The organism is Mucilaginibacter sp. P1_D10 (assembly GCF_056406215.1).
Genome location: NZ_JBFUAP010000005.1, coordinates 369,273 through 395,468, shown reverse-complemented (window position 1 = coordinate 395,468; position 26,196 = coordinate 369,273). Strand labels below are relative to the sequence as shown.

The 26,196-nt window shown below is 45.0% G+C and carries 29 protein-coding genes; 20 read left to right on the top strand and 9 right to left on the bottom strand.

All coding sequences use genetic code 11. The features are described 5' to 3' along the window. Positions 1–275: 275 nt before the first annotated feature. Both AC1DYT_RS10490 and AC1DYT_RS10485 read left to right on the top strand, forming a co-directional pair. Complete coding sequence (locus AC1DYT_RS10490; protein WP_477469561.1) at positions 276–1,460, top strand: hypothetical protein; 1,185 nt, start codon at positions 276–278, stop codon at positions 1,458–1,460. Then, a complete protein-coding gene (locus tag AC1DYT_RS10485; protein ID WP_477469560.1) occupies positions 1,453–3,738 on the top strand; it encodes a hypothetical protein in 2,286 nt (761 codons plus the stop codon). Before AC1DYT_RS10490 ends, AC1DYT_RS10485 begins: the two co-directional genes overlap by 8 nt. A gap of 79 nt (positions 3,739–3,817) precedes the next feature. Here the strand turns inward: AC1DYT_RS10485 and AC1DYT_RS10480 are convergent, their stop codons facing one another. After that, positions 3,818–4,171, bottom strand: coding sequence for a 4Fe-4S binding protein (locus tag AC1DYT_RS10480; RefSeq protein ID WP_128531484.1), 354 nt, complete (start codon positions 4,169–4,171; stop codon positions 3,818–3,820). Between the two features lie 106 nt (positions 4,172–4,277). Between AC1DYT_RS10480 and AC1DYT_RS10475 the strand changes: the two genes are divergently transcribed. The 8 genes from AC1DYT_RS10475 (at position 4,278) to AC1DYT_RS10440 (ending at position 9,938) form a co-directional block, all read left to right on the top strand. Further along, entirely contained in the window at positions 4,278–5,300 is a 1,023-nt protein-coding gene (locus AC1DYT_RS10475) for an acyl-CoA reductase (RefSeq protein WP_477469559.1), read from the top strand. Between the two features lie 107 nt (positions 5,301–5,407). Then, on the top strand, positions 5,408–5,611 hold the full coding sequence (locus AC1DYT_RS10470; RefSeq protein WP_128531486.1) for a fructose-6-phosphate aldolase: 204 nt from the start codon (positions 5,408–5,410) through the stop codon (positions 5,609–5,611). Between the two features lie 3 nt (positions 5,612–5,614). Next, entirely contained in the window at positions 5,615–6,298 is a 684-nt protein-coding gene (locus AC1DYT_RS10465; protein ID WP_477469558.1) for a cell division ATP-binding protein FtsE, read from the top strand. A gap of 311 nt (positions 6,299–6,609) precedes the next feature. Beyond that, positions 6,610–7,185 carry a nucleotide exchange factor GrpE gene (locus AC1DYT_RS10460; RefSeq protein ID WP_477469557.1) on the top strand — a complete coding sequence of 192 codons (576 nt, stop codon included), beginning with the start codon at positions 6,610–6,612 and terminating at the stop codon, positions 7,183–7,185. A gap of 152 nt (positions 7,186–7,337) precedes the next feature. Beyond that, a complete protein-coding gene (gene dnaJ / locus AC1DYT_RS10455; RefSeq protein ID WP_477462184.1) occupies positions 7,338–8,504 on the top strand; it encodes a molecular chaperone DnaJ in 1,167 nt (388 codons plus the stop codon). A gap of 106 nt (positions 8,505–8,610) precedes the next feature. Next, the gene (locus AC1DYT_RS10450) at positions 8,611–9,222 is read left to right on the top strand and encodes a hypothetical protein (protein WP_477469556.1); all 612 of its coding nucleotides are present in this window, start codon (positions 8,611–8,613) and stop codon (positions 9,220–9,222) included. Positions 9,223–9,412: 190 nt separating this feature from the next. Next, positions 9,413–9,652, top strand: coding sequence for a hypothetical protein (locus tag AC1DYT_RS10445; RefSeq protein ID WP_477469555.1), 240 nt, complete (start codon positions 9,413–9,415; stop codon positions 9,650–9,652). Further along, positions 9,636–9,938, top strand: a complete 303-nt coding sequence (locus AC1DYT_RS10440) for a type II toxin-antitoxin system RelE/ParE family toxin (RefSeq protein WP_477469554.1) — start codon at positions 9,636–9,638, stop codon at positions 9,936–9,938. The genes AC1DYT_RS10445 and AC1DYT_RS10440 overlap by 17 nt, the downstream gene beginning before the upstream one ends. A gap of 314 nt (positions 9,939–10,252) precedes the next feature. On the opposite strand, the gene AC1DYT_RS10435 is transcribed toward AC1DYT_RS10440, so the two are convergent. Next, on the bottom strand, positions 10,253–11,239 hold the full coding sequence (locus AC1DYT_RS10435) for a nucleoside hydrolase (RefSeq protein WP_477469553.1): 987 nt from the start codon (positions 11,237–11,239) through the stop codon (positions 10,253–10,255). An 83-nt stretch (positions 11,240–11,322) separates the two neighbouring features. Between AC1DYT_RS10435 and AC1DYT_RS10430 the strand changes: the two genes are divergently transcribed. From AC1DYT_RS10430 to AC1DYT_RS10415, 4 genes are all read left to right on the top strand, one after another. Beyond that, entirely contained in the window at positions 11,323–11,943 is a 621-nt protein-coding gene (locus tag AC1DYT_RS10430) for a hypothetical protein (RefSeq protein ID WP_477469552.1), read from the top strand. Positions 11,944–11,990: 47 nt separating this feature from the next. Continuing rightward, on the top strand, positions 11,991–12,896 hold the full coding sequence (locus tag AC1DYT_RS10425; protein WP_477469551.1) for an ABC transporter ATP-binding protein: 906 nt from the start codon (positions 11,991–11,993) through the stop codon (positions 12,894–12,896). Between the two features lie 3 nt (positions 12,897–12,899). Then, positions 12,900–14,153, top strand: coding sequence for an ABC transporter permease (locus tag AC1DYT_RS10420; RefSeq protein ID WP_477469550.1), 1,254 nt, complete (start codon positions 12,900–12,902; stop codon positions 14,151–14,153). 228 nt (positions 14,154–14,381) lie between these two features. Then, positions 14,382–15,329: a Ppx/GppA phosphatase family protein gene (locus tag AC1DYT_RS10415; RefSeq protein ID WP_477469549.1), complete on the top strand. Its 948-nt coding sequence runs from the start codon at positions 14,382–14,384 to the stop codon at positions 15,327–15,329. On the opposite strand, the gene AC1DYT_RS10410 is transcribed toward AC1DYT_RS10415, so the two are convergent. The 7 genes from AC1DYT_RS10410 to AC1DYT_RS10380 form a co-directional block, all read right to left on the bottom strand. After that, positions 15,326–15,856: a carboxypeptidase-like regulatory domain-containing protein gene (locus tag AC1DYT_RS10410; RefSeq protein WP_477469548.1), complete on the bottom strand. Its 531-nt coding sequence runs from the start codon at positions 15,854–15,856 to the stop codon at positions 15,326–15,328. The genes AC1DYT_RS10415 and AC1DYT_RS10410 overlap by 4 nt on opposite strands. Positions 15,857–15,976: 120 nt before the next feature. Beyond that, positions 15,977–16,738 (bottom strand): carboxypeptidase-like regulatory domain-containing protein, encoded by a 762-nt coding sequence (locus AC1DYT_RS10405; protein ID WP_477469547.1) that lies wholly within the window; start codon positions 16,736–16,738, stop codon positions 15,977–15,979. A gap of 35 nt (positions 16,739–16,773) precedes the next feature. After that, positions 16,774–17,568, bottom strand: coding sequence for a carboxypeptidase-like regulatory domain-containing protein (locus tag AC1DYT_RS10400; RefSeq protein ID WP_477469546.1), 795 nt, complete (start codon positions 17,566–17,568; stop codon positions 16,774–16,776). 88 nt (positions 17,569–17,656) lie between these two features. Beyond that, entirely contained in the window at positions 17,657–17,917 is a 261-nt protein-coding gene (locus AC1DYT_RS10395; protein ID WP_477469545.1) for a hypothetical protein, read from the bottom strand. A 1-nt stretch (position 17,918) separates the two neighbouring features. Further along, positions 17,919–18,191 carry a hypothetical protein gene (locus tag AC1DYT_RS10390; protein WP_477469544.1) on the bottom strand — a complete coding sequence of 91 codons (273 nt, stop codon included), beginning with the start codon at positions 18,189–18,191 and terminating at the stop codon, positions 17,919–17,921. A gap of 6 nt (positions 18,192–18,197) precedes the next feature. Further along, entirely contained in the window at positions 18,198–19,601 is a 1,404-nt protein-coding gene (locus tag AC1DYT_RS10385; protein WP_477469543.1) for a radical SAM protein, read from the bottom strand. Then, positions 19,594–20,343, bottom strand: a complete 750-nt coding sequence (locus tag AC1DYT_RS10380) for a prolipoprotein diacylglyceryl transferase (protein WP_477469542.1) — start codon at positions 20,341–20,343, stop codon at positions 19,594–19,596. Before AC1DYT_RS10380 ends, AC1DYT_RS10385 begins: the two co-directional genes overlap by 8 nt. 108 nt (positions 20,344–20,451) lie before the next feature. Between AC1DYT_RS10380 and AC1DYT_RS10375 the strand changes: the two genes are divergently transcribed. The 6 genes from AC1DYT_RS10375 (at position 20,452) to AC1DYT_RS10350 (ending at position 26,139) form a co-directional block, all read left to right on the top strand. Beyond that, positions 20,452–22,434 carry a M1 family metallopeptidase gene (locus tag AC1DYT_RS10375; RefSeq protein WP_477469541.1) on the top strand — a complete coding sequence of 661 codons (1,983 nt, stop codon included), beginning with the start codon at positions 20,452–20,454 and terminating at the stop codon, positions 22,432–22,434. 119 nt (positions 22,435–22,553) lie between these two features. Beyond that, the gene (locus AC1DYT_RS10370) at positions 22,554–23,345 is read left to right on the top strand and encodes a PASTA domain-containing protein (protein WP_477469540.1); all 792 of its coding nucleotides are present in this window, start codon (positions 22,554–22,556) and stop codon (positions 23,343–23,345) included. After that, on the top strand, positions 23,332–23,637 hold the full coding sequence (locus tag AC1DYT_RS10365; RefSeq protein ID WP_477469539.1) for a rhodanese-like domain-containing protein: 306 nt from the start codon (positions 23,332–23,334) through the stop codon (positions 23,635–23,637). The genes AC1DYT_RS10370 and AC1DYT_RS10365 overlap by 14 nt, the downstream gene beginning before the upstream one ends. 26 nt (positions 23,638–23,663) lie before the next feature. Next, the gene (mltG, locus tag AC1DYT_RS10360) at positions 23,664–24,719 is read left to right on the top strand and encodes an endolytic transglycosylase MltG (RefSeq protein ID WP_477469538.1); all 1,056 of its coding nucleotides are present in this window, start codon (positions 23,664–23,666) and stop codon (positions 24,717–24,719) included. Continuing rightward, a complete protein-coding gene (locus AC1DYT_RS10355; RefSeq protein ID WP_477469537.1) occupies positions 24,719–25,126 on the top strand; it encodes an acyl-CoA thioesterase in 408 nt (135 codons plus the stop codon). The genes mltG and AC1DYT_RS10355 overlap by 1 nt, the downstream gene beginning before the upstream one ends. Before the next feature lie 11 nt (positions 25,127–25,137). Beyond that, positions 25,138–26,139 (top strand): YihY/virulence factor BrkB family protein, encoded by a 1,002-nt coding sequence (locus tag AC1DYT_RS10350; RefSeq protein WP_477469536.1) that lies wholly within the window; start codon positions 25,138–25,140, stop codon positions 26,137–26,139. Positions 26,140–26,196 lie beyond the last annotated feature (57 nt).

Here is a 26,196-nt window from a genome sequence, read left to right as displayed (position 1 = left end):
TAATTGCGCCTGTTTTAGCTGTGATTTTCCAGGAAATTCCAGGTGGGGTTGTGGGGAGAAGGGTTCATGGCAAAGGGCGGGAGGGGAGAGGCTTTGTTGGTTATGGTGAGTGTGTCAGTGTGGACACCCGCGGAGGTTTACAGTCAGGCGTCCAAGCCTGATTGGGCGGGTCGGCTTAAACTTGATATGATAATTTTCAGGGAGCGTCAACCGCAAAATATTTTAATTAGTTTTATAAAAATAATCGAAAAAAGTCTATTTAGATTTAGTTCCTAATGATTGAAATAAAATCAACTATAACACTTCCTCAAATAAATGCTCTTTACACGCAACTAAATAAGGATGTAAAGGGAGGAGTAGTAGATGTCCAGTTACCTAAAGAACTTAAAAGCAAAAATTTTGGCCTTTTATTTTCTTTAATTCAATTTGTGAGTACTTGGATTAGACAGCCAATGTCTGGCAATTTGATTTTGCCTGTAAATTCTGATGAGGAAGCGATTGAGTATCTAAAAAACGAATATGTTTATCCTATCGTTGTTATGTCTTGGGAAAAGGAAATCAAAAACCTTCTAGGAGATAACATCAGAGCTAAACTTAAAATTCCTAGCCAAGAGTATTATAAACAAATGGATTTTTTTGAAACCAAAGAAAAAGATTCCATACCTGTATTTTGTTTTGACCACGATTTAAGCAAGCGAGGAAAGTCACGAGTTTTCTATGACATGAACAATCGCTTGATGAGTGAAGCGAATATGGATTTTACTTTGCACCCTGCGTTTGAAAAACTGGCTAATCACATTAATAAACTTGTGTTTAAAGAATCCATAAAAAAAGAATTAACATCCTTTTATGGAATCATTCATGAACTTTTTTCAAATACTAATGAACATGCCACTACCGACGAAAACGGATACAATTTATACCCTAATATACGAGCGCTTTACATAAAATTTCACAGAACGACTATCGCCAAATATTTAGATATATATAAAGACTTTCCTGGATTGTTAAATTTTTTCAATTCTGAATTTAAAGTAAACCAGCAAAACCAACTATATCTCATCGAATTATCTGTATTAGATAGTGGACCTGGATTAGTAAAAAGGTATACTGGAAAACGAGATCATGAATTATCGATTGATAAACAAGTAGAAGTAATAAAGCAATGCCTATACATTCATAATACATCATCTACTGAATTAAATAAAAACAATAAAGGTTATGGATTAGACAGAATGTTGAAAATAATTGACGGGAAGGGCTTCGTCAGAATTAAAACAGGGAAAGCTGATGTTTTTAGGGATATGAAGAACAACAAATATGTTGAACATAAAAGCCATTCAGAGATAAAACTATTTGATTGGGTAACAAATTCTGATAAAACCTTCACATCTAATGAATTAGCCGAAGGAACATTAATTTCAATCCTTTACCCTCTCGATTTCTTGCATTATGAATAATAAATTATTTATTTTCCAATATGCCGATGCCAATCATTTTCAGGGAACAAAAACTATTACTGTCGTATTTTCTAATCAAGAAATTTTAGACAACCAAGAATATATCGCAGATGAAATTAAAATATTTTTCGAACAAAATACGGCATCTGATTATGTTGTTGTGCTACTCCCTTATTATCTTTCAGCGGAAAATAGAAGTTGGTTCATAGAGGATAAAGTAACGACGTTCAAAAGGTTGCCGGGTAGATCGAAAGAGTACTTTGAAAATCATTATTTCGTTTATACTTATGAAAAGGATGGAAGTGCTAAAGCTTTTCCCAAAAGGTTGGTTAAGGAGCACGAAAGCTTTCTTAAAAATATATACAGACATGGGAACACCGAGATATTTAAAAAAAATGGAGGTCTTGTTGAGTCGTCAATTGACCATCATTTTGTATTTCCATCTAAAAAGCATTGTTCAAAATTCATAAGAACTGGTAACGTTCTTGTACATAGCTCCGAGTTGTTTTTTATTGCTCTTCAACTACTCCCTTTTTTTAAAGAACAGAAGACCATTTATTGCGATACATCATCTATAAATGTTCTTCCTTTTGCATTGTTTGAGCTAAAAAGAAGATTTGGAGACAAATATTCATTTCCTGCAATTGAAAGCTTCAAGTCATATGAGGTTTTCGAATCAAGGAAAATTCCTTTTGGTTCAGATGACTTTATTCTGATATCCTCCTCCACATCTGGAAATATCATTGATCGCTTATTTACAGATCGTCTAGCAACTAAAAATCAAATCCTCTTGATTTATTACTTGGGACCGGAAAAAAGATTTCGTGACAATGAATCGAATATCTTGTGTAATCTCACGAAAAGTGAATCCTTTAGTTCGGGTGTTGAGCAATTTGAAACTTATCCTAATGAACTTGCTTGCCAACTTTGCAAAAATCACTCGTATCCAATACAGATTAAAGGGGATGTTTTTTTAACCGTTAAGCCTAAGATCTCAAAGGTTTTATTGAGTTCAACATCTAAACATGTCCCAAACTTTCTTAATGAATTTGTCAATGACTACCGAATAAATAAAAGCACTTCACCGAATGAAGCGATAATTCGTGCATTTTATAAGGAAACAAAAGGCGACTCTGAAGTAAACTACGAAACTTATATCGATACATCTCGAATATATGGAACTGATGTTTTTAAAGGTAAACTCGAGCAATTAATTAACAAGTTTATACCTGCCAATACCAAGTACATAATATACTTACCTGACGAAAGTTCAAAAAAATTAGCCAACATAGTAGTATCTAAGATACAGTGGAAGGTTGAACCATCATTATTAAAACTTGATGATTATCTTTCCGGTAAACTGACTAATATAGATGGCAGTGCCGTTATAATAGCTTCTTGTATAGTGACAGGGAAGAACCTCCTACAACTAAGCAAACTAATGCGTCCATTTAATAAACTGAGTCTTATATATTTTATTGGAGTATTAGGTACTAGTAATGAAGGATACCAAAATGATTTAAAAAACAATTTAATAAAGGGGAAAGTAAAAAGCGATGAACGGCCCTTTGTTGCCGTTGAAACAATTTTTTGTTCGTTAGATAAATATAACACGACATGGCAGAGAGAAAAACAATTTCTCGAAACATATATAATCCCGGAGGTTGATGAAGAAAATCCCTTATATGGGTACATCAAGGAAAGATTAGTAATACTGCGTAACAATAAACAAACGATAGGTTTAACTGATGACGTCTTTCTGACCTCGCACAAAGGTGATAGATTGTATTTGAGAAAAAACTTTGCGTTTTGGAAATTTGACTACGAGGAGGAAGATATTTTTCAATCTGAAGTTTATTTTTCGATCAACAGTATAATTAACTTTCTCGAAAATAAAGAGATTACAGATGAAGGTTCATTAAGACAATCGACATATGTACGCAACTTATTATCGGCTGATAATTTCCAAAGATTCAACGATGGGATTATTCAGGCTTGCCTATTAAGAGCCGCAAAGCCAGAGTATTTTGCTTATGATTTGGATGTTGACTCTAGTACACAAATTAAAACGCTAATAGAGAGCATGCTTGATAAGCATAACACTGAACATGGAGAAGCACTAATGGAATTTCTTTTAGCATTAGGGATGAAAATTTTAAGGTTGAGGAAAATGGATACAGTCTTGATTTTAGAAAAGGCAATTGAATGCGACAATGCTATAATTGCCGAATTTTCAAAACTAATCAACGCAATTTTGATTAAAGAACAAGTCATTTAAAGTTGGCCGTCTAGACGTTAGAAAGCAAAAGAGGCTGCCCCAACAGGAACAGCCTCTTTCAATATCAGGTAGGTAACGTTTATCCGTTAGCATGCAGCCAATCTTTTTTGGCGTGCAGCTCTTCTTCGGTTTCGCGCACGTCTTCGTCATCTACGCAGCAATCAACGGGGCAAACGGCGGCGCATTGCGGCTCGTCGTGGAAACCAACGCATTCGGTACACTTATCGGGTACAATGTAATAAATATCGTCGCTCAGGGCAGCCTGCGCTTCTTCAGCATTCAGGGTGTTGCCATCGCCAAAATCGATAATTCCTTTCAAGTCCGTGCCGTCAGAAAAACGCCAGGCGGCACCAGCGTCATAAATAGCATTATTCGGGCACTCAGGTTCGCAGGCTCCGCAGTTTATGCATTCATCGGTGATTATAATCGCCATATCATTAAAATATTCTTATATTCTCAATTAACTTTGCCCCCGCATTGCGAAGGCACCGCAAATATAACAAAAAAACACTTTAAGGGTTTAAGCCCTTAACATATATATGTCAAAATTAGCGATAAATTCTATAGTAGATACGTTTTCGGCATTGGGCAAACGCCTTGCCGCGCCCGATGAGGCATTGATGGAGGTGATAGAAACCGAGCGGCAGCACAACGCCTGGTTTACGCCCGAAAGCGTGTTGCAGGCCGTAAAGGCTAACGGCCGGATGCTGAAGAGCAACGATTTAGCCCAATGGCTGGGTGCCTACACCCTTGGCGAAGCAAATAATAAAAAGATAGGCCTGGTACTGGCGGGCAACATCCCGCTGGTGGGTTTCCACGATGTGCTCTGCGTTTTGGCAAGCGGCAATACGGCGCTCATCAAAGCATCATCGCAAGATGCGCGGCTGATAAAATATGTATTGGGCCTGCTGGTAGAGATAGATGGCAGTTATGCCGATAGGTTCAGCTTTGTAGAACGACTGGTGGATTTTGATGCTATTATAGCCACGGGCAGTAACAATACCTCGCGCTATTTTGAGTATTATTTCGGCAAGGTGCCCAATATCATCCGCAAGAACCGCAACAGCATAGCCCTGCTTACCGGCAACGAAAGTACCGAAGAACTGCATGCGCTGGGCCATGATATTTTCGATTACTACGGCCTGGGCTGCCGCAATGTATCTAAAGTGCTGGTGCCCGAGGGGTATAATTTCGTTCCATTTTTTGAGGCGATAGAAGATTTCAACCCCATCATCAACCACCATAAATACAACAATAATTACGATTACAATAAATCCATCTACCTGGTAAACCGCGACGAGCACCTCGACAACGGCTTCCTGCTGCTGAAGCAGGACGAACGTCTGGTATCGCCGCTGGCCGTGCTGTTTTACGATACCTATAGCGACTTGCAATCGGCACAAACGCTGCTGCAGGAGCAGAGCGCACAACTGCAATGCATTGTAAGCACCGCGCCGCTGCAAACCCAAAACCAGGTGGTAGGCTTCGGCCAGAGCCAGCACCCGCAATTATGGGATTACGCCGATAACGTAGATACGATGGAATTCTTGACGAAGCTGTAAAATAACAATACCTTTGGGGTAGTAGGGGTTCATAGTTCATGGATAATGGTTCATGGAAGGAGCAGGGAGTTACTATGAGCCATCAACCATCACCTATGAACTAACGGATGTACATTATAAAAGTAAAAGGCGTTGCCAAGATACCCGACTACGTGCAACTGCGCGACGATAAGTTTACGCTTCTGGCTTATTTTAGGGTGGATAGGCCCGATAAATCGCTGGATAAGATAGGATTGGGCGACAGGCAAGATTACATCATGGGCATTGTAAATGACCTCCCTTTTGGTAAAATATTAAAATTAGAGCTATAAAAGATGATAGGCAACTCTATTATAAAACTGAATAACATTGATATTTTTCAGCAGAAGCACCTGGTGCTATCTAACGTTAACCTGCATATTGATAAGGGCGACTTCGTGTGGCTGATAGGGCAGACGGGTTCGGGCAAGAGCAGCCTGCTGAAGATAATTTACGGCGACCTGAGCATCGCCAGCGGTACCGGCCACGCCTGCGGTTACGAACTTAGCAAACTGGCCGGTAAAGATATCCCTTACCTGCGCCGCAAGCTGGGCATCGTTTTCCAGGATTTTCAGTTGCTAACGGATAGGTCGGTAGAGCAGAACCTGCAATTTGTAATGCGCGCTACGGGGTGGAAAGACAAGCAAGGTATCTCTGACCGTATCCTGGATGTGCTGGAGAAAGTAGGCCTCCGCTCTAAACTAAAGAAAATGCCGCACGAGCTTTCGGGTGGCGAGCAGCAACGCGTGGTAATTGCCCGTGCCTTGCTCAATAACCCCGAAATTATACTGGCCGATGAGCCAACCGGCAACCTCGACCCGGATACCTCCGAAGAAATTGTACTGCTGCTGAAACAGATCAGCCAGATGGGTACCGCCGTGGTAATTGCCACGCACGATTACCACATCATCCGCACGTTCCCATCGCGCATCATCAAATGCGAAAACGGCAAGGTGCTGGAGGACGTGCAGATAGGGTAGAGGGAGTAGGAGTATTAAGTAGCAGTTGCAGTGGCGGTAGCAGTAGGGATTAGCAGCCTTTTTTAGAAAACTGTTTGCTACTACTACCTGCGTTGTTGCCATCATAGCCCTGCTACTGATGACCGCAACTGCCACTTAAAACTGCAACTGATATTCAAAACGGCAGCTGCTACTCAAAACTGCCACTGCCACTAACTACTGCCACTCAAAAGCTGTCACTTTTTACGAAAAATTAAAATCATTCTGACATGCTGTCGGCTTTAAGCCGGTGGCAAGATACTTGATTAGCACTATTCATGAATTTTAACGACATGTTGAAGAAAAAAAAGAAGGAAAATTCTGAAACACCCGAGAATACCGTGGAAATAGCAAACGAAAATAACCCGGCCGACGAGCAGGAGCAAGCTCAATCGGCAGAGACTACCGAAGCCGTTGTTTCGGCAGAAGATAAATTAAAAGAAGAGCTTTCGCAGGCAAACGACAAATACCTCCGCCTTTATGCCGAGTTCGATAACTTCCGCCGCCGTACTATAAAAGAACGTGAGGAAGCCCGCAAGACCGAAGGCAAGGAACTGATTGTTGCTTTATTGCCCGTGTTAGACGATTTCGAACGTGCATTGCGCGCAACCGAAAAAGCTACCGAAGTGGCCCCGGTACGCGAAGGGGTTATTTTGATACAGAACAAGCTGAAGAATATCCTGGCCCAAAAAGGCCTGAAAGAAATGCAATCTATCGGTGCTGAATTCAATGCTGATATTCACGAAGCCATCACCAGCATCCCGGCCCCAACAGACGACCTGAAAGGCAAAGTAGTGGATGAGATGGAAAAAGGCTACGAACTGAACGAGCGCGTAGTGCGTTTCGCCAAGGTTATCGTTGGCGCTTAAGGCTAATTAATGAATGGGTGAAGGATTGAATTAGTGAATAACTGATTTAATTTTTTGCTATTAATTCGCTATCTTACTGATTCAAAAATAAATACAATATATAGAGCGTCTTATTCACTAATTCGCTCATTCAAAATTCACTAATTTAACAGATGGCTAAGAGAGATTATTACGATGTGCTTGGGGTAACCAAAGGTTCAAATGCCGACGAGATAAAGAAGGCATATCGTAAAATGGCTATTAAATACCACCCGGATAAAAACGAGGGTGATAAAGCGGCCGAAGAAAAATTCAAGGAAGCTGCCGAGGCTTACGAAGTACTCAGCAATGCCGAGAAACGCCAGCGGTATGATCAATTTGGCCACGCGGCCAACGCATCATCGCCAAATGGTGGTGGTTACGGCGGCGGCAGCATGAATATGGACGACATATTCAGCCAGTTTGGCGATATATTCGGCGGCGGCAGTCCGTTCGAAGGTTTCTTTGGTGGCGGCGGTGGCAGGCAGGGTGGCGGTGGCCGCCGTGTGGCCCGTGGCAGCAACCTGCGCATTAAGGTGCGTTTAACCTTAGAAGAAATTGCCAACGGTGCCGAAAAGAAGATAAAAGTAAACAAACAGGTGCTTTGCAAAACCTGCGATGGCAGTGGCGCTAAGGATAAATCATCCTTCAGCACCTGTAAAACCTGCGGTGGCCAGGGCTCGGTTCGCCGGGTTACCAACACCATACTGGGCCAGATGCAAACCACCAGCACCTGCCCAACCTGTAACGGCGAAGGCTCTACCATCACTTCTAAATGTACCGTTTGCCATGGCGACGGCGTAGTTCGCGGCGAAGAGACCATCACCATAAACGTACCTGCCGGCGTAAGCGAAGGCATGCAGCTAAGTATGGCCGGTAAAGGCAATGCGGCCCCACGTGGTGGCATGCCCGGCGACCTCATCATACTGATTGAAGAAGTACCGCACGAAACCCTTAAACGCGATGGCAATAACGTGATATACGATTTGCACGTAAACTTTGTAGATGCGGCAATCGGCACCAGCATAGAAGTACCCACTATTGACGGCAAGGCCAAGATAAAACTGGAGCCGGGCACACAAGGCGGCAAAATATTGCGCCTGAAAGGCAAAGGCGTACCCGAGGTAAACTCATACCACCGTGGCGACCAGCTCATCCACGTAAACATCTGGACACCAAAGGCCCTCAGCCGCGAAGAGCGCGAAATGCTGGAGAAACTACAGGGCTCCCCCAACTTTAAACCCAACCCGGGCAAGAACGAGAAAAGCTTCTTCGAACGGATGAAGGAGTATTTTGAGTAGTTTTTGAAGTCGGGAAGACGGAAAGTCTGAAAGATAAATATCAAAGCCTGGAAAATTAATTTCCGGGCTTTGATATTTTATAAACAGGAGGGATGTATATTTAAGGATGCCAAACCAGCCAAGGATTTTTACGGTTACGATTTTGCGCTCGGTTTTTTATTTCATTACAATTTTGGCCATCTTGTATTTCAGAGTTAGCAATCTTGAGGAGAACCGTTTGCTGATAAATGTAATAAACATCATTAGCCAAATGCTGCTCGCTTCGCTGTTTTATTTCCTGATTATTGTTCTGAAACGAATGAAAGAAAGGCGGTTTATCATTGTTAGTTTTATCTTATATCCAGTTGTCCTCTTGCTGACAATTGCTGATTCATTAATTCTCCATCAAACAGTTTCAAACCCGCTTACAATTACAACGGGTGTGCTGAATGTTTTGGTTGTAATTAACTTATTTATACAGGCGTTTAGGATAAAAAAAACCCACATCAGCATTTATTACAGGCTGATTGCTATAGATGTGTTTATAATTGTTGCTTCGCGAATACTGATACCTGTATTGATGGGAATTTTTATCACTTTTAATCGCCTCGAATACTTTAAAATCATACAAATAGCAGGGGTTTTTAATCAAGCCCTTTACTTTGTTATACCTGTGGCAATTATGTTGATGATTCAAAAATTGAAAAAAATTACAGAGGTCATACAACATCAAACATAGCCGGGGTAAGAACGAGAAAACCTCTTCGAAAGAATGAAGGAGTGTTTTGAGTAGTTTTTGAAGTCCGAGAGACGGGAAGTCCGAAAGATAAATATCAAAGTCTGGAGAATTAATTTCCGGGCTTTTTTATGCAATAGGGGAGGTGCAAATTAGCCTTGTGTTTTTACATTTAAACCGGTAACTTTATAATATGAAGCTTGCAGTATTAAAATCTGAATTCCACGATTTGATTGACCGTGCCGATAATCCTGAAATTATCGAGCAGTTTTATGCTGCAATGAGCCAGTCGCTAAAAGCCGACGGCGCGATATGGAACTCGCTTTCGCCCGAACAGCAGCAAGGCGTGCTTGATGCTTATGAGGAAAGCGAAGACGAAAGCAATCTGATTTCATTTGAAGAGATAAAAGCCAAATATGCCAACTGGTCTTAAAGTAGCGTTTTCGAAAAAGGCGGATGAGGATTTTTTAAGTATTTTAAATTATATCAAAGCAGATTTTGGCAGCAAAGCATCGATTGATTTCAAAACCCTCGTATTCAAATTTGTCGACCTTATCCATGCATTCCCCGAGATAGGAAGTTTAGAAGTAGCAGACAAAGGGATTAGAGGCTTCGTGGTTCACCGCCGACTAAAAATCTTTTATCGAATCACTGCCAATAAAATTATCATCCTTAGATTATTTGACACAAGGCAGCATCCGGATAGGAAATTGCGCTGAGCGGATGAAATCATATTTTGAGTAGTTGTTAAAGTCGGTAAAGACCGGAAGTCCGAAAGATAGAAATATGAAAGCCTGGAAAATTAATTTCCGGGCTTTTTGTCCCCGGAGGGTCTCTTTGAAAAAGGACCCTGCAGGGACGAAATACCCAAACGTCATGCCGAATTTATTTCGGTACCCCATCTGATTAGTTCATGGCGATGCAAAGCGGGTTTGCATTGGGGCTACTTTTATGATGGGGTTATGAAACAAGTTCAGAATGACGACTATGATTTTTTAACGCTTTCCCCGCAATACCGGTGTCCCCACCGGTATTACCTTGGCTGGTGCATAATCAACTCATTAATAATTGCCTCCACTTCTTTAGCGGGCATCTTTTCTACCAAATAAGAGTGCCCATCGCCGTTATCGTCCCAGGTGTTGTTGCCGGCATCGGCTACTTTCATGCGTCCCAACATCAGGCTGTAATACGCCTCGTAACCACGTACCGCTACTAATACGGCTGTTTCGTCCCAGCTTTTGCGGCCTATGCTGTCTTCTTTGGCCATGGGGATACATATGCGGAACACATCCTTCACCGGCGAGTTCATGATAGACTGATTATGTATCAACGGCAGGCCCACCTTTATTTTTTCGCCAATTTCAAAACCGCTTAAAATTACGGGCGTAGGCCAGTTATCGAAGGCATTCTGGCTGGCAGCGGCATCTTTCATCACATTGAATTCCCATCCTTCCGGGAACCTGCCGGCCATGCTTACCAGCCGTTTTACTTTTTTAGCTACCAGTTCTCGGCCGTTAAGTTTGGAAAACTGGTCCGGGCCGGATTTTAGTAAATCGCTCATATTGGTTAAAAAACCAACGGTTACGATGGTTACCGTTTTGTCCGATTGTGAGGCCAATATTTTGCGGTAAAGTTTTACGGCATCCCAGGCTTCGGTATTGGTTTTCAGTTTGTGGGGGTATTTGGCCAGTACGGTATCTGTCCAGTGCTGCCAGTCGCGCAGGTCCAGTGCTTTGCCTTTGGGTACGCCAATGGGGATATCAGGGCGTTTGAAATACGTGTTGAATACGCTGAACACCCCCGCTACACCGGGGTAATTTGTGCTGGCCATGGTAGCTAATATGTTGGCCTCACCGTTGTCGGCAAAGGTATGTAGCATGGCAAGGGCACCCACGTCGTCATAATCGGGCCCCATATCGCTGTCGAAGATAATGGCTTCGGGTATCTGGGCAACGTTTTGGGCGTTTGCAACCATGGCGGAGCCACAAATAAGGGCGATAAATAAGATGAAGCGGCGCATATCGGTTTTTTACTGGTATATTGGTTCGATAATTATTCAGGACAGAACACCTGCAATTTAACGATATCCTATTCCTTAAATCAATGAAACCCGATTTAAAATTCCTTACGGCTTTTACCTTGCTTGCCTGGTTTTACCTGATGTGCGTAGTTGTATATAATATACTGAATTTCAGTTATATCGACACCGAAAAAGGAAATCCAAATGCGTTGAATCCTTTAAAAGAAACAATCTTTCTAATCCTCCTTATGTACCTTGCCTACATATTGCTTTATTACAAGGAAAGGCGAATCATAATCATTTCGTTTTATTTTTATGGCGCAACGGTGCTCGTCAGCCTGTGCAGTTCTTTTATAACAGACCAGTATAAAATTTCTAACTATTTAGAAATAATTGGCTTGGCCATCATTGTTTCGTTTATCAACTTTGCCATACAGGTTTTCAAAACGCACAACCCGCGTTTAAAAAAGCCATATAAGAATTTCGCGCTGGCACTGATAATCTATTTATCGGCTAAAGCAGCGGTGGGTTTGTACACGGTCTCTAAGGGGGCGTTTGATATCTTAAGCTACCGCAAAATTACCGCCTGCATCAATCTTACAGAACTACTTATCCCGGTCGCGGTCATCGGCATTTTCAACGCTATCAAAGCGCTGCAGGAGAACCCGGAAGATAACAGCGGGCCTAATACAGTTTATGTGTAACAATAGGCTGCTGCGTCCATCTAAAATCAAAACCAACCTACCAACATATGCTAAGCATACGCAACATTGTTAAGCAATACGCCGGTCACCGCGCGTTAGACGATGTGAGTTTAGAAGTAGAAAGCGGCAAGATATTCGGGCTGCTTGGCCCTAATGGCGCCGGTAAAACTTCCCTCATCCGCATTATCAACCAGATCACCGCACCCGATTCGGGCGAGATCTACTTCAACGGGCAAAAGCTGGATCAATCGCACATCAACCGCATTGGCTATCTGCCCGAAGAACGCGGCCTCTACAAAAAAATGGAGATAGGCGAGCAAATGATATACCTGGCCCGACTGAAGGGGTTGAGCCGTGCCGACGCGACCGCCAAACTGAAATTCTGGTTCGAGAAACTGGGGATGGAAACCTGGTGGAAGAAGAAGATAGAAGAACTATCCAAGGGGATGTCGCAAAAGGCTCAATTCGTGGCAACGGTACTGCACGAGCCTGATTTGATTATATTGGATGAGCCCTTCAGCGGTTTCGACCCGGTGGCTGCCGAACTGATCAAAGACGAGATATTGCAGCTGAACAAAAAAGGCGCAACCATATTGTTCTCCACCCACCGCATGGAATCGGTAGAGGAGCTATGCGATGCCATCGCACTCATCCATAAATCGCGCAAGATATTGGATGGGAGGGTGAAAGCCATCCGCAACTCCTACAAAAACGATACCTACCTGGTAGAGTACACCGGAGAGCATTTAGCGTTCGATGGTGCGCAGCCTTTCGACCTGCTGAGCGATGTAGCCGGGGAAGACAACAGCCATACCATCAAATTGAAGCTGAACGGCACCACCGCTAACGATGTGCTGCAATACCTGCTGCCAAAAACCAAGATCAACATGCTGCAGGAGGTTATCCCTAGCATGAACGAGATATTCATCGAAAAAGTAAACCTCATCAAATAAGCCATGAATAAAGTATTACTCATTATACAGCGCGAATACGTTACCCGTGTGCGCAAGAAAGCCTTTATCGTGATGATTTTTGTGGTGCCTGCGCTTATCCTGGGCATGTCGGCCCTCATCGGTTTCGTGGCAAAAAACAACCAGGAGCTAAGTAGCGACCAACTGGTAAAAGTTATAGACGAGAGCGGTGCCTTTGTGGGTAAATTGCATAATGCCAAGCATATCAAGTTCGAAGATGCGAAGCAGCCCGCAGCAGATGCCAAAACGAGCCTGCAGCAAGACGAAAACATGTCTTTATTGCTGATACCGAAAGATTACGCCAAAAAGCCGGTACAGATATTATCGAAAAAGAAACCGACGTATCAAGTTACCGGAGAAGTAGAAAGGCAAATGAATGCCATCGCATCGGCAAAAAGCCTGGTGGACCATCACATCGACACTGCCCTTTTAAATGCACTTAGTAAAAACAGGATATCCGTAAATGCCATGGAAGTTACTGACACGGGGACCAAAGATGCCAACCTGGGTGCTACTATGGGCGTAGGTATTGCCTGCGCTATTTTGATTTACCTCTCGCTATTCATCTACGGCGCACAGGTAATGCGCGGCGTTATCGAAGAGAAAACCAGCCGCATCATAGAGGTTATCATCTCCTCGGTAAAACCATTCCAGCTGATGCTGGGCAAGATTATTGGCGTGGGCCTTGTTGGTTTAACGCAGTTCGGGGCCTGGATAATACTTTCGGTAGTAACATCCAAAATTGCGGGGCACGCTTTTTCGGGGCCGGGCAGCCCGATGGCAGGGGCCATAGCGGTGTTGAGCACTATACCCTTCGGTTACATTTTAGGCTGCTTTATCTTTTATTTCCTTACGGGATACCTGCTTTACAGTGCCTTGTTCGCGGCGGTAGGTTCGGCGGTGGATAGCGAGACCGAAACGCAGCAGTTTATGTTCCCCATTACTTTGCCGCTGCTGTTTACCTACCTGCTATCGGTATCGGTACTGTTCCAGGCACCGGATAGCCCGCTGGCGGTATGGCTTTCTATGATACCTTTTACCGCGCCCGTAGCCATGATGGTGAGAATACCATTCGGCGGCGTGCCTGATTGGCAATTAGGTTTGTCGATGTTTTTTATGGTCGTAGGTTTCCTGTTCACCACCTATGTTGCCGCCCGTATTTACCGCGTTGGCGTGTTGATGTACGGCAAAAAAGCCAGCTTTAAAGAACTGGCTAAATGGTTCTTTTATAAAGAGTAATATATCTCTTGCGAGGGCGGGATTCGTGCGATTCCCCTCTTGAGAGGGGTGGAGGGGTGTGTTAGCCTCAAAAAGCATAACCGACACACCCCTGCAGCCGCACTCGTCCCGCCCGCCCCCTCTCAAGAGGGGAATGGAAAATAAAAGCCGTTCTTCACCCAAACCACATCATAAATTCAAAAATCCCTGCGAAAGACCTACTTTTGCGGGGATTTTTAATTACTACCCATGCCCGAACAAACTAACGCCCCTGCCAAACGCATCGCCGTGATGGACCTTGGTACCAACACTTTCCACCTGCTCATAGCCGAGGCCGGCGCGGATGGCTTCCACGTTATCCATCACCAAACCGAACCTGTGAAAATTGGCGAAGGAGGCATCAACAAGGGCATCATACAACAGGCGGCTTTTACCCGTGGCATAAAAGCCATGCAGGGTTTCAAGCAGCATATCGACGAGCACGGCGCAACAGCTGTGCGGGCCATAGCCACATCGGCCTTACGTAACGCGGCTAACGGCAACGATTTTATTGCGGAGGTAAAGGCACAGGCAGGTATCGAAATAGAAATTATCGACGGCGAGCAGGAAGCGGCATTTATTTACGAAGGGATAAAAGCCAGCGGCGTGCTTACGGATAGGAACGCGCTTATTGTAGATATTGGCGGCGGCAGCGTGGAGTTCATCATCGGCAATAAGAATAAAGTGCTTTGGAAGCAAAGCTTCGAGATAGGGGCAGCCCGGCTATTGGATAAATTCCACAAAACGGACCCGATACCCGTTATATCCATCAAAGCCATGACGGCGTACCTCAACCAGCAACTAGCGCCGCTGTTCATCGCAGCGATGGAACATAAACCTACGCTGCTTATCGGCTCTTCCGGCTCATTCGAGAGCTTTGCCGAGGTGATAGAACTGGGTAAAGGCAACCCCTTCGACCTGAAGAAGACCAAAAGCTACGAATTCGATTTCGACGATTTGTTGGGACTGATAGAACGCCTCATTAAATCTACCCATGCCAAACGTGCAGCCACCAAAGGCATCATCCCCGTGCGGGTGGATATGATCGTAACCGCCAGCCTGCTCACCATCTACGTAATGCAGAAACTGGGTTTGGATGATGTGTGGATGTCTACCTATTCTTTAAAAGAAGGCGTAATGGCGGGAATGCTGGGTTAGAATATGCTTTTGATTTTTCGCCACCAGCGTTTATAAAAGGGCGGTGATTTCACGACTGGGTCTATACAATAATCTGTACTTTCCTCCAAATAAATTTCTATCGGAGTACGGCCTGGGCTAATAATAAACAACTCTCTTGATGAATAACCTACACAACTTATCATTAAGGTGGCTGTTGGCGGGACCTGCAATTTGAAATTTCCGGTACTATCTGTAAAAATATCGTTAAGTGTACCCTTTAACCTGATTTTAACGCCTGACAAAGGGAGGTTGGTGCTTTTGTTCAATGTCCTTCCTCGTAATGTAAAGGTTTGGGTGGAGATAATGATGATTTTGTGGACTGGGGTATTTCTTGTATTTTCTCGAGGCCTTTCCCTGGCTTCGGCAAAGAAGTTTACTAAAATCAACATAGTGATAGTCACTAAAACTTTACATGACAACAGCGCCTTTCTGATTGTATAAGTGCAATAATCAATTAAAACGATTTGATAATCATCAAACTTACCACGTGTTTTTCTTGACTTCATAGGCGCTTTATAGGATAAGGAAATTGACCAAGCAATTCCATAAATATATTTCTTTTTTTCTGTTACTGTCGAGGTATCTTAAATACGGCCTCGCGGCAGACCTGGATGACGTTTGGATGTTTACCTATTCTTTAAAAGAAGGCGTAATGGCAGGAATGCTTGCATAGCCAATTCCTTAACAGCATAAAACCCTCTTTTATATAGCGGTTGTTTTTGGTAGATGATGTCGAACATGCCGCTCCACGCCGTTTCCAAAACGGGGTTAAGGACTAAAACCTGCTTGCCCGCAGCCTTGCGGATGCGTATTTCCTGGGTTTGGTAACCCAAAAAACTCACCACGATGCGTTTTGCTGATGTAGGAACACGTAAGGTAAATGTGCCGTCTTTTAAAGTTTGCGTGCCAATTTTTGTACCCTTTACAACTACGGTTGCGGCTGGTACAGGCAACTTATCGTCTTTAGCCCTTACTACGCCGGTAATGGTGATGTAAGCGACGGTATCTTTTGGCGCTATTTTACCGAGAGTAAAGGATTGCGTGCTAACAGACGCTTGTTCGGTTTTAGGCGTGGATTGGGCCCCGGCCTTTACAGCAGGGAATAGCACACTGAGCGAGGCTGCTGCTATGAATCCCTTCCATGAAAATTGATTTTGTTTTTTTGTATGAAGCTCGTTATTGATAGCCGCAAGTTTAGGGCCGCTTATCCTTCCGCAGGTATTGCTGTGCGTAGCCAGGTAACCTATAATATCGGCATTGCTCATGGCCGTAAAGTCCATAACGGTTTTACAGCAGCTTTGGCAATGGCGGCCTTGCGCTACGGGTGTCATCTGTTGCCAATCTTCGTGGCAGGGCTGGGGGATGCTGATGTGTTTGATGGATTGCATGAGGTCGTGGTTTACAATTTGATGAGTCCGTTCACTTAAAATGGGTTGATGGCTGCGATGATATGTTTGGCCTTATGCATCAACCAATACCACCAGCGCAGGTAAAAGGGCACCTTTTTGCCATGGACGGCACTAACAGAACCCAATATACTGCATTGTCTTTTCACGCCCGCATATCGCTCTACAAGTACATCATTCAGTACGGTAGGTGCTATCTCCAAACTGATATCAAGCACGTTCGACGCTTGGCCTACGGGTATTTCTACCGATTTGTAGCCCACAGATGATATCCTGAGCGTATCCGCGCTATTGAGCTTTTTTAATTTAAAGCTGCCGTCGGTCGCAGTTTGTGTGCCTGTTGATGTGCCCTTCACCATAATGCTGACACCCGGAATGGCTTGCCCATCTTCCATTCCGGTTACTCTACCTTCGACGGTAACGGAGCCTGCTTTATTACCTCCTGTCAACTTGCCACTAGGGGCTGAGGCATAAGGCAACGGCACGTTATTCGCTGAAGTTTGCGCCCGGACATCCATCGCTGGGAATAACATACTGATCGAAGCTGCTGCGAGCAGGCCTTTCCATGTGAATTGCCTGTTATCTTCAGCCTGCAATTGATAATTTATGCCGGCCAGTTGGGTATCGTCAATCCGTCCGCAGGTATTCTTATGCATAGCCAGATAGGCAATTACTTCCGCATTGCTCATCCCCGTAAAATCGATAACGGTTTTGCTACAGCTTTGGCAATGGCGGCCCTGCGTTACGGGTATCATCTGCTGCCAGTCCTGGTGGCAAGGGGTAGGGATGCTGATGCTTTTGATGGGCTGCATATCTGCTGGTTTTAAAGCAGGATGCAGCAGCTAACCGTTTTCCATAAAATAATCTGAAATTTTTTGCAGGAAAATGGCCCGGGCGATTTTAACGACCGAATACTATTGCGCAGGTAGAAAAGCCGATCAACAAGATAATGCCCGCGCTTAACAGGAACTCTTTACGATAAACGAATATGGCAGTTATGAGGCATATGGCGAATTGGATACCGTTTAAAATGGCAACGCCGATAAAGTTATATGGGTTCTTATCTACAACGTCAAAATATACCGTATAGCCGATAAGCACCAGTAGATTAATGCCGATAACCCAAAACCCGGCGCGTTTAATGTTTTTCTCTTCTTCCATTTTACAGCCCTCCTCTAAGGTTACCTATGCCTATACAAGTAGAAAAACCAATAATTAAAACAAGCAACCCGCTAAGTAACCATTGTAAGCGCTTAGGTCCCGTTAAGGTTAATATTAAACATAATACCACATGGAAGAAAATGAAGAAAATATCTAAGAAAATTCCGTCGCGCGGTATAGCCGCAATAATTGTATATGCAGCGAGTATGGCCAGGTTGATGCCTACTATCTTGTAGCTGTAGTCCTGTTTGGGTATAAGGTCTTTCTCTTCCATATCTTGTTAAAAAGTTGCAGCCATTTCAGTTCTCAGTTGTTCCAGGTATTCGCGCTTATCGTCGCGGTAAAAAATATTCATGGTTTCGAAGGGGATGATCTGCATATCCTTGTTTACGATGTGCACGCAGGATTTTTTGATGGCGCGCACGTCAAAGTTCTGCGCATCTATAAAATTCATGATAATCACCCGGAAGAGGTTATCGTAACCCAGTTGCGGCGCATCTATTTCGGGCAGGCAGCACATAATCGAATGCAGGTGTTCCTTCGCTTTATCAACCGAATTGCCTGTGCTGAACATATTCAAGAGGTGTCCTTTCAATTGCTCGTCCTGCTCGTAAACGATGGTGTTTTTTGAGTTGTCCAGCAAATCATCCGGGTTTATCATCCGCGTAAGCGGGAATACCTGTCCACCTAACTTTAATGCGTAACCCATTACCAGCGCATCGGGGTTGCAGGGTACGGGTATCAAATCGTTTGCGTTGAAAACCTTAGTTTGCTCCAGTATGGCGCTGCGCACCTCTGTCATGGTGTAGCGGTCGGTAGCGGGGTTAAAGTTCTCCAGGCGGCCGGCCTGTTGCGTAGGCTGGAAAGTTACGCCGCGGATGCATGGCTGCTGCAAAGCATATTCAATGATTTTACCAATCTCGTGCGTGTTCAATCCCTTTTGTAGGGTAACCACCAGCGTGGTACTAAGGTTATGTTTATTGAGGTTTTCGATGGCTTTGGCCCGTACATCGCGCAGGTCTTCGCCGCGTAATTTGATCAAAGCTTCCGCCTCGAACGAATCGAATTGCAGGTATATCTCAAAATCGGGCTGATAGGTGGCCAGCCGTTTCACGAATGCCTCATCTTTAGCTATGCGGATGCCGTTGGTGTTCAGCATCAGGTGTTTGATGGGCTTGGTTTTGGCAATATCCAGTATCTCGAAGAATTGCGGGTGCACAGTGGGCTCGCCGCCGCTTATCTGCACCACATCGGGCTGGCCCTCGTTGGCTACCACTACATCCAGCATCTGCTCAATCTCCTGCAAAGTACGGTGCCTGCCATAATGCGGCGAGGACATAGCGTAGCAGGTAGGGCAGGCAAGGTTGCATCGGTCGGTAACTTCAATAACGGTTAAGCAGGAGTGCTGCTCGTGGTCGCGGCACAGGCCGCAATCGTATGGGCAGCCATAATGCGTTTCGGCATTGAACTTTAAAGGCATCTCGCTGCGCTTGGCGTAATTGCGGCAGTTTTTATAGTACTCTATATCGGTAGCTATCAGCACCTTTTCGAAACCGTGCTGCCGGCAGTTTTTTAGCATATAAACATTGCTATCCTCAAAAACAATCTTGGCATCAACCCGGCGCAGGCAGGTTGAGCAAATGCTTAGCGTAAAATCATAATAAATATACGGGCGTTCAGGCATAGGTGTTTACGAGTTTTGAGGGGTACAGAAATACTCTATAATAATACAAAATCCCACCGATACATGCTAATTGAATTACCGACAGACCGAAGCCAAAAAAATAAGCAGGCTTAATAAATTCTATCAGCAACCTGAACACCAGGTAGCCGGCCATGAATATCTTAAAGCGTGCGCCGTTAGCGAATTGGTGCTTGCGCTCGATTAGTCTCAATACCAGCCACAGCATTAGCCAAAATAATATCTCGTATAGGTTGGTAGGGTGCCTGCGTATGCCATCGCCGAAGTTAATGGCCCAGGGCAGCTTGCTGGCAATGCCGTAGGTGCCATCTTCCAGTCCCGCAAAAAAGCAGCCGGTGCGGCCGATAAGCATGGCCAGTATAAGCGGGTACACCATCAAGTCGCCGGAGGATACCGTAACGCCGATTTGCTTTTTGGTAAGCTCAACGCCAATCAACCCGCCCAGCATGCCGCCTACGATGGTTTTGTTGCCCATAAAATAAATGAGGCTAAAGTGTGATAGCAGGGTGGGATTTTCCAGCACGCCTATGATATGGCTGCCCAAAAACGCGCCGAAAGCCGCCCCGATGAAAATAATGAGCCGGTTATTAGCGCTGATGGCATCCTGGGTATGCTTACGCAGTAGAGCATAGTAACGGTAGCCGATGAAATAAGCCAACGTTTCGCATACAAAATGGACGGGGATATGAGCGGAACCTAGGGGGATATTAACAGGGAAGTGCAAATCGGATAACGTTTAGCGTTTTTTAAAGGTAGCAATTAGCCAAATATCAAACTAAAATTAATTTTAAGCTCGCACTTTGTATATTGCTGTGCTTTTACATAGCCCCAAATGAAAATCACCACCCTCTCCGCAGCGCTGTTATCATTAGTAGTGCTATCCGCGCAAGCGCAAAAAAAATCGCCTTACGATACCGTTGCCACCAACTACCAGCCGGCAGCCATTTTCTCTACTTTGCCTTATACCCAAAATGGCAACGAGGTACATTCGCCCAATGGCGAGCCGGGGCCCAAATACTGGCAAAACCGGGTTGATTACCAGCTGGACGTAAAGCTGGATACCGTTGCCAAAACCATCAGCGGATCGGCCAATATCAGCTATACCAATAACAGTCCCGACGCGCTGCAATACCTATGGCTGCACCTCGATCAGAATACCTACCGCAAAGAAGCCCGCTCTAACTTTGTGGTTACGGCTTTTGCCGCGCCCGGCCATACCGAGGGGTATCAAATTGAATCCGTATCGATGCTGCAAAACGGTAAGCTTACTAAACTGGCTTATGTTATTACCGATACGCGCATGCAGGTACGCCTGCCATCGGCGGTTACGCCGAAGGGGGGCAAGATCAACTTCGTGGTGAAATACCATTATACCATCCCAGGTAATTTTGGCGGGAGGACGGATTACGTTGATACTAAAAATGGCAAGATATACGAGATAGCCCAGTTTTATCCCCGCATGTGCGTGTACGACGATATGCGCGGATGGGATACTGCGCCTTTTTTGGGCAGCGGCGAGTTTTATTTAGAGTATGGCGACATAGACTATAAAGTAACCTTGCCTGCAGACATGATTGTAGCAGGCAGCGGCGAGTTGGTAAACCCTGCTGAAGTGCTTACCGCCAAACAAATCAGCCGCTTAGCCGCCGCGAAAACCAGCGACAAAACGGTGATGATACGTACCGCCGCCGAAGTTACCGACCCTGCTTCGAGGCCCGTTGTTAAAGGCAACCTTACCTGGCATTTCAAGATGCTGAATACCCGCGATGTGGCCTTCGGTGCCTCCAAAGCTTATATATGGGATGCTGCGAGGGTTAATTTGCCGGGCGGGAAGAAATCCCTGGCTATGTCGGTTTACCCCGTGGAAAGCGCAGGCAACGATGCCTGGGGCCGCGCTACCGAATACCTGAAGGGTTCGATAGAGTACTTCTCCGAAAAATGGTTCGTGTACCCTTACCCGGTTGCGGTTAATGAGGCTGGTATAGCGGGAGGGATGGAGTACCCGGGCATCGTGTTCGATGGGATTAACGATAAAGGCAAGGACCTGTTTTGGGTTACCGCGCACGAGATTGGCCATAACTGGTTCCCGATGATCGTAGGGAGCGATGAGCGACGCTTCGCCTGGATGGATGAAGGCTTCAATACGTTTATAGACGTGTACACGTCTGACATATTCAACAAAGGCGAATACGCCCCCAAACGCGATAGCGAATATGCAGAGAATGGTGGCAACCCGGCCGACGAGATAATCCCCTTTATCAGCGACCCGAATGCGCCGACCTTGATGGCGCAGCCCGATGCCATTGCCGAGAAGTACCGCCACCCGTTCACCTATTTTAAGCCCGCTTTTGGTTTGATTTTGCTGCGCGAACAGATACTGGGCAAAGACAGGTTCGATTACGCTTTCCGTAACTACATCCACAAATGGGCCTACAAGCACCCGCAGCCCGATGATTTCTTCCGCTCGATGGAGAACGGGGCAGGAGAAGATTTGAGTTGGTTTTGGAAGGGCTGGTTCTACAATAACTACCTGCTGGATATTGCCCTGATAGATGCCAAATATGCCGATAAAGACCATACCAAAGGTATCAAAGTGACCGTTGCCAATAAAGAGCTGATGGTAATGCCTTTTACGGTGGAAGTGAAGTTCAAAGACGGCAGCAAACAGCGCACCTATTTCCCGGTTGAAACCTGGCTACAGCAAAAGGTAGCCACCCTTACCATACCAACCACGCAAGATGTAGAAAGCGTTACGGTAGACCCGGATAACGCTCTGCCGGATGTAAACAGGAAAAACAATTCGAAGAAGTTTTAATTGAAACAAGCGCTGGTTATGAGCAGGGGAGAAGCTGCGCCGCCTATTGTCAAAAAGCTAACGTGGCTTCAAAATCCGAAATTATTACCTATGTTTGAGCATAATATCTTAAAACAGGCATGAGCAAATTCTGGGCTTATTTAAAAACAAGGCAATTTAGAAATACCGTACTATTGGTGATATCCAGCATCATCGGGATTGTTTTAATAGCCTTTTTTGGCCTGAGTTATTACACCCGGCATGGCAGTGGTATCCCCGTACCCCAGCTTAAAGGGCTTAACGTAGACAAAGCGATGGCTACGCTTAAAGAACAGGGCTTCAACTTTAAGATAGATTCGGTTTACGTTCCGGATCAGGAGCCCGGCACCATAGTAGAGCAGGACCCCGATGCCGGTACCAACGTAAAAGAGGGTCGTACCATATACCTCACCATGATTACCCAACAAGCGCCGGATGTTGCCCTCCCGGATATTATCAGTGATGAGAGCATTTATCGCGAAGCAGTAGCTATACTCTCTAACTACGGGCTGAAGGTTGGAGATACCACCTATCGTGACGATATTGCGCGCGACCGCGTGTTAGAGGTGAGATTTAACGGGCAGGTAATAAAACCAGGCACCAAGTTGCCAAAAGGCTCCAGGCTGGATTTGGTGCTAGGCAATGGCGGAGGCGCGGACGAGGTAGATATACCCGAACTTATCAATCTTGACCTTGATGCAGCGAGATTTGCTTTAAGCGGAGCCGGTATAAGAGTTGGCACCATCACGTACGAGGGTTCCATTACCGATTCTACCAACGTCATAGTGGTATCACAGTCGCCTATGAAGACCGATTCTACGGCACAGATGAGCAAGCATACCCCCATAAACCTTACTGTTAAACAAGGGCAAAAAACCAATGACCCAAATTGATGCAGCTACCCTGCAGCAGCGTTTACGTCACCACGAAAAATTGAACCTGCTTGATGTGCGGGAAAAAATAGAATACGCTACCTACAACCTGGGCGGGCAAAATATACCCGTAGCAAAGCTTGCAGCGCAAATCGATACGCTTGTTTACAACAAAACCGATGAGATAATCGTTATCTGTAGCGCAGGCATTCGCAGTGAAAACGCACAGCGCATTTTAACAGGCCTGGGCTACCAAAACGTTGTGAATTTAAAAGGCGGATTGATAGCTTTGCAAAAAACAAACAACCAATAAAAGATACATATCTCCCCATATATCCCATGTCGAAACAGCAAAAATCTTCGGGCGGCACGTTCAAAAAATTCATCATCGCGCTGGTGGTCATCATCGTCTTATCGCTGGCGGGTACAGGCGTATTCTACTACCTGCGTTATTTTGGCCCCAACGTGAGCGATAAGCAGGAGTACCTGTATATCCATACCGGGGCGGGCTTTAATGAGGTGTATAAAACCATACGCGACCAAGGCATAGTAAACGATACGGCTACCTTTATTAAGGCAGCTCACGACATGAATTACACCACCCGCGTGAAACCGGGCAAATACCGCCTTACCTCGGGCATGAGCAACCGTAATTTCATCAATATGCTGAAGGCCGGCAACCAGGAACCGGTAAAACTGGCCATCCACAACATCAGGTTAAAGGCACAGTTCGCGGGTTTTCTGGCCAAAAAGCTGGAACCGGATTCAGTAAGCTTCCTGCGTCTGTTGGATTCTGCCGCCTTTGTGGAGAAATACGGCTTTACCACCGAGAACGTTTACACTATGTTCCTCCCAAATTCATATGAGTCGTACTGGAACACCACGCCCGAGAAATTCTTTGAGCGGATGTATGCCAATTACCAAAAATTCTGGACACCGGAACGTAAAGCAAAAGCTGCTGCCATCAACCTTACGCAGCAGCAGGTATCTATTTTAGCTGCCATTGTAGATGCGGAAGCCCTGCACGATGATGACATGCCTGCTGTAGCTGGTTTATATATTAACCGCCTTAGAAAAGGCATGAAACTGGAAACCGACCCTACTGTGATATTCGCTGTAGGAGATTTCACCATAAAACGTGTGCTAAGGAAGGATTTGATGAAGGATTCGCCTTACAATACTTATATGTATGCAGGCCTGCCACCGGGGCCTATTATGATGCCATCTATAAACGCTATCAATTCGGTATTGGATTATCAGCATAACGACTACCTGTTTATGTGTGCCAAGGAAGATTTTTCGGGTTACCACAACTTTGCCAATAACGAGGCACAGCACCAAATAAACGCCCGTAAGTTTCAGGAAGCGTTAAACCAGAGGCACATTTATCGCTAATGTTTACCCATACAACCAAATTAAGGGTACGCTATGGCGAAACCGACCAGATGGGCTATATGTACTACGGCAACTACGCCGAGTTCTTCGAGGTGGGCCGTGTGGAGATGCTGCGCAGCCTTGGGCTTACGTATGCAGGCATGGAAGCATCCGGCATTATGATGCCTGTGCTGGAGCTGAACTGCAAATACCTTAAACCCGCCCGGTACGACGAAGAAATTACCATCGTAGTTACCATGGCCAAAATGCCCGGCGTAAAAATCCACTTCAAATACGAATTGTATAACGAAAAGGAAGAGTTGATACACATCGGCGAAACGCTGCTGGCCTTCATTAATATGAAAACAAACCGACCCTGCCTGCCATCGCAGGAATTTATTGATAAATTGAAGCCTTTTTTTGAGTAATTTTATCCATAATGAAATGGATACACCGCTTTTTAAGCCATTTTAAGTTTTATAACCACATAACCGACTGGGCAAAATCTGTTTACATACCGGGTTTCAGGCCATTGCCGCTTTACACGGTGGTTGTTTTTTTTATAGAAGAGATACAGCAAACATCGCTCACCAACCGCGCTGCTGCCCTTGCCTATAATTTTATGCTGGCGCTTTTCCCGGCAATCATTTTTCTGTTTACGCTGATAGCCTATATACCTGTAAGTAATTTCCAGGAGTATCTGCTCAGTTTGTTTGCCGTTATTATGCCTACCAACGCCTACCTGGCGTTCCAGTCTACCATTGTGGATATCGTAAGCATCCAAAACGGCAAGTTGCTTTCTTTGGGTTTTGCCACGGCACTTTACTTTGCCACCAATGGCGTAAGTAACCTAATGCAGGCTTTCAACAAATCATCGTTGATATTAGAGACACGCACCTGGCTTAAGAGGCGTGCTATAGCGCTCCTGCTCACAGTTATCATTAGTATAGCATTGTTGATCGCTATCGTTATTATGATAGCAGGGCAGGCCGTAATAGCCTTCATACAGCATCAACTGCAGAGCGAGTCGCATTTTTGGTTTTACCTTATCGCCCTATCGCGCTGGATAATCATCCTGGCTATATTCTTCGTGAGCATCTGCATATTGTACCGTTACGGTCCGTCTAACAAGCAACGCTGGAAATTTGTGAACCCCGGCTCTATTCTGGCCACCTCGCTGGCTGTTTTAACCTCTATCGGGTTTACGTATTATACCAACAATTTCTCGTCGTACAACAAGGTTTATGGGTCTATAGGTACCCTTATCGTTGTGATGATATACCTGTACCTAAACTCGCTCATCCTGCTTATCGGTTTCGAACTTAATGCCAGCGTTGACCTTTCCAAGCGCAATATCCGCATTGTTAAGCCGCGTTACAACAGCTTCCGCGCCCCCAAAACCGCGCCTTTGCCCGCAAAAACCAACGCGCCACGCAAATAAATCAATGGCGTACAGGAGTTTACAAGTAATTTAAAAAAAGTTAACATCGGGTTTGGC

Bases quoted from the DNA above. Each gene is read 5' to 3' on its own strand.
- AC1DYT_RS10470 (WP_128531486.1), top strand. From the start codon at position 5,408: ATGTACATTATAAAAGTAAAAGGCGTTGCCAAGATACCCGACTACGTG.
- AC1DYT_RS10460 (WP_477469557.1), top strand. From the start codon at position 6,610: ATGTTGAAGAAAAAAAAGAAGGAAAATTCTGAAACACCCGAGAATACC.
- AC1DYT_RS10355 (WP_477469537.1), top strand. From the start codon at position 24,719: ATGTTTACCCATACAACCAAATTAAGGGTACGCTATGGCGAAACCGAC.
- mltG (WP_477469538.1), top strand. From the start codon at position 23,664: ATGTCGAAACAGCAAAAATCTTCGGGCGGCACGTTCAAAAAATTCATC.
- AC1DYT_RS10425 (WP_477469551.1), top strand. From the start codon at position 11,991: ATGCTAAGCATACGCAACATTGTTAAGCAATACGCCGGTCACCGCGCG.
- AC1DYT_RS10370 (WP_477469540.1), top strand. From the start codon at position 22,554: ATGAGCAAATTCTGGGCTTATTTAAAAACAAGGCAATTTAGAAATACC.
- AC1DYT_RS10350 (WP_477469536.1), top strand. From the start codon at position 25,138: ATGAAATGGATACACCGCTTTTTAAGCCATTTTAAGTTTTATAACCAC.
- AC1DYT_RS10440 (WP_477469554.1), top strand. From the start codon at position 9,636: ATGCCAACTGGTCTTAAAGTAGCGTTTTCGAAAAAGGCGGATGAGGAT.
- dnaJ (WP_477462184.1), top strand. From the start codon at position 7,338: ATGGCTAAGAGAGATTATTACGATGTGCTTGGGGTAACCAAAGGTTCA.
- AC1DYT_RS10430 (WP_477469552.1), top strand. From the start codon at position 11,323: ATGAAACCCGATTTAAAATTCCTTACGGCTTTTACCTTGCTTGCCTGG.
- AC1DYT_RS10445 (WP_477469555.1), top strand. From the start codon at position 9,413: ATGAAGCTTGCAGTATTAAAATCTGAATTCCACGATTTGATTGACCGT.
- AC1DYT_RS10485 (WP_477469560.1), top strand. From the start codon at position 1,453: ATGAATAATAAATTATTTATTTTCCAATATGCCGATGCCAATCATTTT.
- AC1DYT_RS10490 (WP_477469561.1), top strand. From the start codon at position 276: ATGATTGAAATAAAATCAACTATAACACTTCCTCAAATAAATGCTCTT.
- AC1DYT_RS10420 (WP_477469550.1), top strand. From the start codon at position 12,900: ATGAATAAAGTATTACTCATTATACAGCGCGAATACGTTACCCGTGTG.
- AC1DYT_RS10395 (WP_477469545.1), bottom strand. From the start codon at position 17,917: ATGGAAGAAGAGAAAAACATTAAACGCGCCGGGTTTTGGGTTATCGGC.
- AC1DYT_RS10400 (WP_477469546.1), bottom strand. From the start codon at position 17,568: ATGCAGCCCATCAAAAGCATCAGCATCCCTACCCCTTGCCACCAGGAC.
- AC1DYT_RS10415 (WP_477469549.1), top strand. From the start codon at position 14,382: ATGCCCGAACAAACTAACGCCCCTGCCAAACGCATCGCCGTGATGGAC.
- AC1DYT_RS10450 (WP_477469556.1), top strand. From the start codon at position 8,611: ATGCCAAACCAGCCAAGGATTTTTACGGTTACGATTTTGCGCTCGGTT.
- AC1DYT_RS10375 (WP_477469541.1), top strand. From the start codon at position 20,452: ATGAAAATCACCACCCTCTCCGCAGCGCTGTTATCATTAGTAGTGCTA.
- AC1DYT_RS10480 (WP_128531484.1), bottom strand. From the start codon at position 4,171: ATGGCGATTATAATCACCGATGAATGCATAAACTGCGGAGCCTGCGAA.
- AC1DYT_RS10435 (WP_477469553.1), bottom strand. From the start codon at position 11,239: ATGCGCCGCTTCATCTTATTTATCGCCCTTATTTGTGGCTCCGCCATG.
- AC1DYT_RS10405 (WP_477469547.1), bottom strand. From the start codon at position 16,738: ATGCAATCCATCAAACACATCAGCATCCCCCAGCCCTGCCACGAAGAT.
- AC1DYT_RS10385 (WP_477469543.1), bottom strand. From the start codon at position 19,601: ATGCCTGAACGCCCGTATATTTATTATGATTTTACGCTAAGCATTTGC.
- AC1DYT_RS10465 (WP_477469558.1), top strand. From the start codon at position 5,615: ATGATAGGCAACTCTATTATAAAACTGAATAACATTGATATTTTTCAG.
- AC1DYT_RS10475 (WP_477469559.1), top strand. From the start codon at position 4,278: ATGTCAAAATTAGCGATAAATTCTATAGTAGATACGTTTTCGGCATTG.
- AC1DYT_RS10390 (WP_477469544.1), bottom strand. From the start codon at position 18,191: ATGGAAGAGAAAGACCTTATACCCAAACAGGACTACAGCTACAAGATA.
- AC1DYT_RS10365 (WP_477469539.1), top strand. From the start codon at position 23,332: ATGACCCAAATTGATGCAGCTACCCTGCAGCAGCGTTTACGTCACCAC.
- AC1DYT_RS10410 (WP_477469548.1), bottom strand. From the start codon at position 15,856: ATGAAGTCAAGAAAAACACGTGGTAAGTTTGATGATTATCAAATCGTT.